A 7,023-nucleotide genomic window follows, 5' to 3' on the forward strand; every position below is an offset into this window, starting at 1 on the left:
TTAGAAAGGATTACTCATGAACTTCTCCGAATACGAAGTCAACCTCGACGTGCGCGGCCTTCAGCCGCCCGAACCCCTTGAGCGCGTGATGCACGCATTGGGCATGCTGGAACCGGATCATCAGTTGCTGATCGTGATCGATCGGGAACCGTTTCCCCTGTATGGAATGCTCATCGATAAGGGCTTCGAATTCGTCGGCGAGAAGATCGCACCCAGGCATCATGAAGTGCGCGTCTGGCGCAAGCACTAATGCGACGCGCACTTTCGCCAGAGCGCTCGCCCGCGCTTTCGGTCCCGTTCCGTTTCTTCCTCAACGCCCCCCTCTTCGCGTTGCTGGCCGCCGGTCTGCTTGTGTGGGAGGGACCCGGCGCGTTGGCATCGCGTTGGTCCCCGGTCTCACTCGCGCTCACGCATCTGTTCACACTGGGCATTCTCACGAGCGCGATGGCGGGCGCGCTAATGCAGATTCTCCCAGTCGCTACCGGCGTTCGCGTTGCGGCGGCCCACGCGAGCGCGGTCGTCGTCCATACGCTGCTCACTGCAGGCACGCTGGCGCTCTCAGCGGCCTTCATGGTTGGCGCGCCAGCGCTCTATGCCATTGCGCTGCTGTTGCTCGCAGCCGCGCTGACCTGGTTCCTTGCCGCCTGTGCGCTCGGGTTCTGGCGATATCGCCATGCGGCGCGTACGGGTATGGCGGATGTATTGGGGGCCAGCCGGCTCGCGCTCGTCGCCTTGCTCGTAACCATCGCGATCGGCTTGTTGCTGGCGTGCGCACAAGCCTTTGGCATACCGCTGCCGATCGTCGCACTCACCAATCTTCATGCCGTGTGGGGCCTGTCGGGCTGGGTGGGTCTGCTCACCATCGGGATGGCGTACCAGCTGATTCCGATGTTCGTCGTGACGCAGCCGTATCCGCGCGTGTTCGCGGTGGGCCTCGCACCTTCTGTGTTCGCGTTGCTCGCGCTGATTTCGTTCGCCACGGCACGGGTTCCCCGCGTCGAACTACCACTCGGTGCGCTTTTGCTCGTTGCTTATACCGCGTTCGCCGTTGTCACGCTCCGTCTGCTGTGGACGCGCAAACGACCCTCCGCCGACGCCACCACGTTGTTCTGGCGCACCGCCATGCTTTGCCTTACCGGATGCGGCCCGCTGTGGGCCATCCACATCGAAACGGGCAATCCCGCCTGCGCCGTCACGCTCGGCGTCGTGCTGCTGTTCGGCGTAGCGTGGTCGCTCGTCAACGGCATGCTCTACAAGATCGTCCCGTTTCTGCTCTGGTATCACGCTCAGCGTTCGCTCACTGGCGCCGCAATGCGGTTCGCACCGAAAGTCAAAGACATGATCCCGGAGCGCGCGGCCTCGATGCAATTCTGGGCACACCTGGCCGCTCTGGCATTGCTACTCACCGCCAGTTTGCGACCCATGCCGTTTGCGCGCGCAGGCGGGCTCGCCGCTGGCGTTTCAGCGGCATGGCTAGGGCTGAACATACTCGGCGCGTTCCGGATCTATCTGAGCGTATCGCGCAAGGCTTGCATCCGTGCTTCCTGAGCGCACGGCGCCGGTCTGGCCACGGAGGCCGCGATTCAACCGGGACGTCCGTCGATGCGCGGGCGCGTCAATGCGGGCCAATAGGCGATCGCGTACAGGGCGAATCCAGCAGACCATAGCAACCCGGCGCACAGCACCGCATGAACCGTCAGCGCCGGCGCCACCATCGGCAACACCACCCGCGCCAGAGCAGCGAGCGCAAGCATGACGTAGCACGCAATGTCGGCGCGGCCCGCGCGTAACGGGCGGCCAGTGTGCCCGCGCGCGGTGCGTGTCATCATGCCGATGACGAGTCCGCCTATGGTGCCCGCCGTCAATGCGTGCGTGGCCACTGAAGGCGCGATCATGCCCAACGCCGCGAAGCTGCGTAGCAGCAGATGCACGGCGATCCACAGGTATGCGAGGTGCAGCACCCAAACCAAGGGCACGCGCCACGTCTTGAGCGGCTGCCAAAGCCACCAGCGCGCCAGTTGCGCAACCGCACAAAATGCGCACAGCAGCGCGAGCGCGATGCCGCCGAGCTGGAACACGTCCGCCGCCAATAGCGCCAGCACCGCGCCGAGCACGGTCTTTTCGAGCCAGGGCTTGCGCGTTGCCCGTGCGCCTGGCACGCCGTTATTGGTGAACATCGGAATGACGCGGCCCCCCATCACCGACATGATGAAGAGCACCCCATCCAGCCCAAGCTGAACGCCGGCCCAGCCCGGCAATCGCAGCACGCCCAGTTCGCCAAGATGCACGCCCAATTGCGCCAGTGCCAGAAGCACGAGCAGACCAACGAAGAAATAGTTGCGGCGGTTGCGCGCCGCGATGAACGGGACGCCCAACGCAACTGCGGCAGCGAGCGGAAAAGCCACGTTGACGATTGCCGCCGCCCAGCCCCAGGGCGTCAGCACGAGCACCCTGCCGGCAAGCCACAGCGCGGCCAGGGCCGCAAGCGGCGCACCGGATAGGGTTGGCCGGTTGCTCCAGTTGCGCCCGGCGGTCAGCAGGAAGCCCACGACCACGGCGAGCGTGAAGCCGAAGAGCATTTCATGCGCATGCCAGATCGGCCCGCGTAAATAGGCGCCCTTGAGCAAACCTGCAAACTGCAGCGCCCATAGTGCAATCGACACTGCGGCAAAACTGCTCGCGAGCAGATAGAAAGGACGAAAGCCCAGTCGCCAGAGTGCGAAGCCTTGCACCGCCGCGGGCGTGCGCGGCGGCTCTTCGATCTTGAGAAATTGAACCACGGAGGACTCTCCCACATGAAGTCCGAGTTGATGCGTTGCTTTAACGGCCGCGCTACATAATGTGCCCGCGCGCCTAACCTGCATTTGCTGCCGCGCAACCCCCGGCGCCCGCGCGTCGTGCGACCTTCTGCGGCATCCGTCAAACACACGACGTGCCATCCTGAAGAGGTGTTAAGAATTTCCTTCATCCCACTTGACGCGGCGTATGCGTCCTCCGAAAGTCGTGTTCGATTCCGCTCCGTGATGGATGCCGTTCGCTGCCACCGCCAGGCGCAGCCGCATTCAGGCGGCTGACGACACGGCGACACTTCGGCGCCACCACGCGATCCGTTGTCCTTGAGCGATTTGTTCGGAGGAAACCTGTTCATGCGGCCCCGGTTGCTGCTTCTCGCGACGGCACTCTCTCTCGCCGCTTCCTGCGCACTGGCCGATACGCGTTATGTCGAAGTACCGGGCGGATCGTTCCGGAGTGCTATCAAATCTTCCGGCGACAGCAATGACACACTCGTCGTCGCACCATTTCGCATGCGGGAACGACTCGTGACCAACGCGGAATTCCTCGCCTTTGTCGGCGGCGCATCGCGTTGGCGTCGCGACCGTGTCGCCGCCCTGTTTGCCACCCCCGGATATCTGTCGCGCTGGGCCGGGCCGTTGGATCCCGGCCCCGACGCTCCCCCCGACGAACCCGTCACCGATGTTAGCTGGTTTGCGGCGCGCGCCTACTGTGCATCGGAGCAGGCGCGGCTTCCACAATGGATCGAATGGGAATACGCGGCGGCGGCAGACGAGCAACATCGCGACGTGCGTGCGGACAGCGCGCGGCAAGCGCGCCTGCTCACGAACCTGATGATGACTTTCGGCGCGCCGCACATGACACCCGTTCGCCAGCGGCCAAATGTCTATGGTCTCTACGGCATGCATACGTTGACCGGCGAATGGGTGGACGACTACGCCGCGCTGTTCGCGGACACCGACACGCGCAACCCTGGCAACAACAACGAACTGCGACTTTGTGGCGGCGCGGCACTCGCGTTCATCGACCGCACCGATTACACGCTGATGATGCGCGTCGCTGCGCTGTCGGCATTGAAACCAGCCGATAGCAGTCACAGCGTGGGTTTCCGCTGCATCAAGGATAGGGACACCGACAACAAGGGCGCGTCATGAAACGCTTCACTCTTTGGCTTTGCGCATGGCTTTTTAGCATCCCGGCCGGCTTCGCCGCACCGCCATCGCTCTCGCTGCCCGGCGATTCGCTGTACCAGACGTCGCTCGCGCTGCAGGATCAGCAAGGGCGCCAGTTCGATCTCGCCTCGATGCGCGGGCGGCCGGTCATTGTCAGCCTGTTCTACACGGCCTGCTCGTCGGTTTGCCCGTTGACGATCGACACCATCGAGCAGATTCGCCATGCAGCAAGTGCTCAAAGTCGCGGCGTACCTGCCGTGCTCCTGGTCAGCATCGATCCGCTACACGACGACGTCGTGAATCTCGCGGCGATGGCGAAGGCACATGGACTCGATGCGGCGTCCTGGCACCTGACGCGCTCGACGGCGGGAGACCTGATGGCGTTTGCGGCAACGCTCGGTGTCGCTTACCGGCAGCGCACGAACAACGATTTCAGCCACAACGCCGTGATCGCGCTTCTGGACGAGAATGGCCGCATCGTTGCGCGTACATCGGTCATCGGCAGGGTCGATCCGGCATTTGCCGCCGCAGTGCGTGCGCGCTCAACGGGTCACTAGCGCCACTGCGCAAGAAACGGCGCCCATCCGCTCGATCAACCCTTCCTCAAGCGCGCAACATCGGGAATCGTGATTTCCCGGCCCTTTATTTCGATCAGTTGCCTCACGCTCAGGTCGCGCAATATGCGTGAAAAGTGCTCGGGCGTGATGTTGAGCCGCGAAGCGATCGTTCTCTTGCCGGTTTCGAGCCGCACGTGCTGCGCGCTCTCGCAGTTGTCGCCTACGAGATTCAGGAGATAACCGACGACGCGCTGCGTTCCTGACTGGAGCGAGTATGCCTCTACGTCGCGCATCAGATTGTGCAAACGCATACTGAGACCGGCCAGCATCTTGCGGGCAAACGCAGGATCGTGCTCGAGCTCCGATACGACCACCGACTTTTTCACGTAGAGAAGCAAGGTGTCGGCCAACGCCTGCGCGGACACGATATAGGGCTTGTCCATGAACATCAGCGCCTCGCCGAAGCCGTCGCCGGGCCCCACGAGACGCACGATCTTCTCCTCACCGACGGGAGAGCTGAAACTCAGCTTGATCAGCCCATAAACGACGGTATGAAAACCCAGACACGGATCGCCGCGACGGAAGATCGTCGCGCCGCGCGGCACTCTTAGCTCTGTTGTTCCGAGTGCCAGAACGTCGAGTTCTTCTGCCGACATTTCGTTGAAGAGCGGCATCTTCGAGAGGAAATCCTGTATTCGAATCTTGCCCGCCCTCGTTGGGCTACTCCGTCCAGTCGCGGCTTTCGGTTGCGATTGGCTATCTGTTTGAAACGCTGCTTTCGCCAACTGGGCGCACGTAGGGGAATCGGTAATCAGAGACATGGCAGTCGATCAATGCTTTGAGGTAACTTTTGTATTGTCACGCGCGCCTGCGTGGCTATATTTGTCCGCAATCAAACAGCTATCCGTCGCTTCGAACGGTATGCCGCACCCGCATTCGCTCGCATCTGATCCCTCCCGCCAGGGCGACTCCGACAACCAACGCTCAATTGAATCAACTCGCGGAAACATTGAGCCGCAACATTTTCTCCGCGGTGAATGCAGCCATACTATCTATACACCTGCCTTTCATCCGAAAGCGATTCACAGCAACGCGGCTGAAAGATAACTGCGCCTTTATCGCCAATCAACGTTAGCAAATCACTATGCGGCTCACAGGCTTCACCAAATATGGTCTGTTGGTGCTGGTCTACGCCACAGTTCACCGTGACGAACTCCTCACGGTCAACCAGATCTCCGCGGCGTTCGGCATCTCACGCAACCATCTGACGAAGATCGTTCATACGCTCGGCAGAGCCGGCTATCTCAGCACGTCGCGTGGCCGTGCCGGCGGCTTGCGGCTTGGCCGCCCTGCGGTGCTGATTACGGTTGGCGAAGTCGTTCGCACGATGGAGCAGGATTTCGATAAGGCCGAGCGCTTCGACACCGAGCACAGCACGAGCGCGACCACTGCCGCCTGCGGACTTCGCTCGACATTCTGGGCCGCTACGCGCGCGTATTTCGATGTGCTCGACCGGTGCACACTCGCCGACCTCGCTTCCGACCACGGCGAGTTGACGCACCTTCTCATCGGCTGCTCAGACGATCGCCCGCCAATGCGTCAATCGTCGTCGTGACACGCGCGTATCAGGCGATCGTACAGAGCCTGATACGCGCGGTTTGATGGGAAGAAAACCGCCTTAGCGTTATTCGATGTTCTTCCAGTACGCGGCATTCAGCCGCCACGCCACGAAAGTCATGCCGCCAAGGAAGAGCAAGACCCACACGCCGAGTTGCTTGCGTGTCTGCCGCTGCGGTTCGGACATCCAGCCGAGGTAGGCCACCAGATCGGCTACGTCGGCATCGTAGTCAGCCGGCGAGCGCTGGCCCGGCGTCACCTGCTGATAACCCGTGAAGCGGTGGACGCTTTCTCCGGTCTCCTTGTCAACCGTATCCTCGAACTTCGCCATACGAACGCCCTGCAGCTGCCACAGCGGATGCGGCATGCTCACGTTCTCGTACACCCGGTTGTTCCAGCCCGTGGGCCGCGTGTCGTCGCGGTAGAAACTTCGAAGGTAGGTATAGAGCCAATCGCTTCCACGCGAGCGCGCTTCCACCGAAAGATCCGGCGGCACGGCGCCGAACCAGTTTTTGGCGTCGTCCGGGCGCATGGCGACGCTCATCGTGCTGCCAACCTTGTCGGCGGAAAACAGCAGGTTCGCCTCGATTTGCTTCTGCGAAATGCCGAGATCCTGTAGCCGGCTGTAGCGCATCAGGTTCGCACTGTGGCAATTCAGACAATAATTCACGAACAGCTGCGCGCCATGCTGGAGCGACGCAAGATCATTCGCCTTTTCGGGGGCGTGATCGAGCGCAATCGTCTCCTGTGCCCTCGCTGGTGCACCCGCAGCACCTAAAACGAGTGCAAGCATGGCCGAGGCCGCTGCGCCACGTGCGAGTTTTGAAAGCCGCTTCTTTTTCATCTTCATGTTCGCCTCGCTCGTTGGTCAATGGGGCTTGAAA

At 62.1% G+C, this 7,023-nt stretch carries 8 protein-coding genes; 5 read left to right on the forward strand and 3 right to left on the reverse strand.

All coding sequences use genetic code 11. From position 1 onward, the window contains the following. Positions 1–16 precede the first annotated feature (16 nt). Together U5A58_RS07505 and U5A58_RS07510 are read left to right on the forward strand one after the other, a co-directional pair. On the forward strand, positions 17–250 hold the full coding sequence (locus U5A58_RS07505) for a DUF2249 domain-containing protein (RefSeq protein WP_321960937.1): 234 nt from the start codon (positions 17–19) through the stop codon (positions 248–250). Beyond that, positions 250–1,548, forward strand: a complete 1,299-nt coding sequence (locus U5A58_RS07510) for a hypothetical protein (RefSeq protein ID WP_321960938.1) — start codon at positions 250–252, stop codon at positions 1,546–1,548. The genes U5A58_RS07505 and U5A58_RS07510 overlap by 1 nt, the downstream gene beginning before the upstream one ends. 35 nt (positions 1,549–1,583) lie before the next feature. Here the strand turns inward: U5A58_RS07510 and U5A58_RS07515 are convergent, their stop codons facing one another. Further along, positions 1,584–2,780, reverse strand: coding sequence for an NnrS family protein (locus U5A58_RS07515; RefSeq protein WP_321960939.1), 1,197 nt, complete (start codon positions 2,778–2,780; stop codon positions 1,584–1,586). Positions 2,781–3,116: 336 nt separating this feature from the next. On the opposite strand from U5A58_RS07515, the gene U5A58_RS07520 reads away from it, so the two are divergent. Together U5A58_RS07520 and U5A58_RS07525 are read left to right on the forward strand one after the other, a co-directional pair. Further along, a complete protein-coding gene (locus U5A58_RS07520; protein WP_321960940.1) occupies positions 3,117–3,947 on the forward strand; it encodes a formylglycine-generating enzyme family protein in 831 nt (276 codons plus the stop codon). Further along, positions 3,944–4,522, forward strand: a complete 579-nt coding sequence (locus tag U5A58_RS07525) for an SCO family protein (protein WP_321960941.1) — start codon at positions 3,944–3,946, stop codon at positions 4,520–4,522. Before U5A58_RS07520 ends, U5A58_RS07525 begins: the two co-directional genes overlap by 4 nt. Before the next feature lie 35 nt (positions 4,523–4,557). Here U5A58_RS07525 and U5A58_RS07530 read toward each other — a convergent pair whose 3' ends face one another. Then, complete coding sequence (locus tag U5A58_RS07530) at positions 4,558–5,196, reverse strand: Crp/Fnr family transcriptional regulator (RefSeq protein WP_233271698.1); 639 nt, start codon at positions 5,194–5,196, stop codon at positions 4,558–4,560. Between the two features lie 470 nt (positions 5,197–5,666). On the opposite strand from U5A58_RS07530, the gene U5A58_RS07535 reads away from it, so the two are divergent. After that, positions 5,667–6,137, forward strand: coding sequence for an Rrf2 family transcriptional regulator (locus U5A58_RS07535; RefSeq protein WP_321960942.1), 471 nt, complete (start codon positions 5,667–5,669; stop codon positions 6,135–6,137). A 69-nt stretch (positions 6,138–6,206) separates the two neighbouring features. Here U5A58_RS07535 and U5A58_RS07540 read toward each other — a convergent pair whose 3' ends face one another. Next, positions 6,207–6,983 (reverse strand): cytochrome c1, encoded by a 777-nt coding sequence (locus U5A58_RS07540; protein ID WP_415774188.1) that lies wholly within the window; start codon positions 6,981–6,983, stop codon positions 6,207–6,209. Between the last annotated feature and the right edge of the window lie 40 nt (positions 6,984–7,023).

Source organism: Paraburkholderia sp. J7 (assembly GCF_905220155.1).
Lineage (GTDB): Bacteria > Pseudomonadota > Gammaproteobacteria > Burkholderiales > Burkholderiaceae > Paraburkholderia.

What these genes read in the sequence shown, in the direction of transcription:
- U5A58_RS07505 (WP_321960937.1), top strand. Translation starts at nt 17, where the DNA reads ATGAACTTCTCCGAATACGAAGTCAACCTCGACGTGCGCGGCCTTCAG.
- U5A58_RS07530 (WP_233271698.1), bottom strand. Translation starts at nt 5,196, where the DNA reads ATGCCGCTCTTCAACGAAATGTCGGCAGAAGAACTCGACGTTCTGGCA.
- U5A58_RS07525 (WP_321960941.1), top strand. Translation starts at nt 3,944, where the DNA reads ATGAAACGCTTCACTCTTTGGCTTTGCGCATGGCTTTTTAGCATCCCG.
- U5A58_RS07540 (WP_415774188.1), bottom strand. Translation starts at nt 6,983, where the DNA reads ATGAAAAAGAAGCGGCTTTCAAAACTCGCACGTGGCGCAGCGGCCTCG.
- U5A58_RS07535 (WP_321960942.1), top strand. Translation starts at nt 5,667, where the DNA reads ATGCGGCTCACAGGCTTCACCAAATATGGTCTGTTGGTGCTGGTCTAC.
- U5A58_RS07510 (WP_321960938.1), top strand. Translation starts at nt 250, where the DNA reads ATGCGACGCGCACTTTCGCCAGAGCGCTCGCCCGCGCTTTCGGTCCCG.